The 517-nt window shown below is 61.5% G+C and carries 1 pseudogene; it reads left to right on the top strand.

The features are described from left to right. Window positions 1-11: 11 nt before the first annotated feature. Window positions 12-517, top strand: a pseudogene (locus CXQ97_RS21335) (hypothetical protein); the annotation flags it as partial.

Genomic DNA, 517 nt, shown 5'->3' with positions numbered 1-517 from the left:
CCGACAAGGTGGTGATCCTCATCGAGGAATGCCGCAGCATGAAGCTGCGCATCGACCCGCCGGATGTGAACATTTCCGAGTTCAAGTTCACCGTCAACGATGACGGCCGTATCGTCTATGGCCTAGGTGCAGTCAAGGGCGTGGGCGAGGGGCCGGTCGAGGCCATCGCTGAATGCCGTGCCGAAGGTGGGTCATTCAAGGATCTGTTCGACTTCTGCGCGCGGATCGACCTGAAACGGATCAACAAGCGTACCCTTGAGGCGCTGATTCGCTCCGGTGCGCTGGATCGTCTGGGTCCGTATTTCTTCGAAGAGGTCAAGGCCTATCAGGCCAACATCGACCGCAATCGGGCGGTTTTGCTGGCGGCGATGGAAGAAGCGGTGCAGGCCGCGGAGCAGACGGCGCGCAGCGCTGAGAGCGGCCACATGGACCTGTTTGGCGGCTTGTTCGCCGAGCCCGAAGCTGACGTCTACGCCAACCACCGCAAGGCGCGCGAGCTGTCTCTGAAGGAGCGTCT

This window comes from Arthrobacter sp. B0490 (genome assembly GCF_002929355.1).
GTDB lineage: Bacteria > Actinomycetota > Actinomycetes > Actinomycetales > Micrococcaceae > Arthrobacter_D.
The sequence above is the reverse complement of the archived record's forward strand: the minus strand, read 5'-3'. Positions and strand labels throughout refer to the sequence as shown.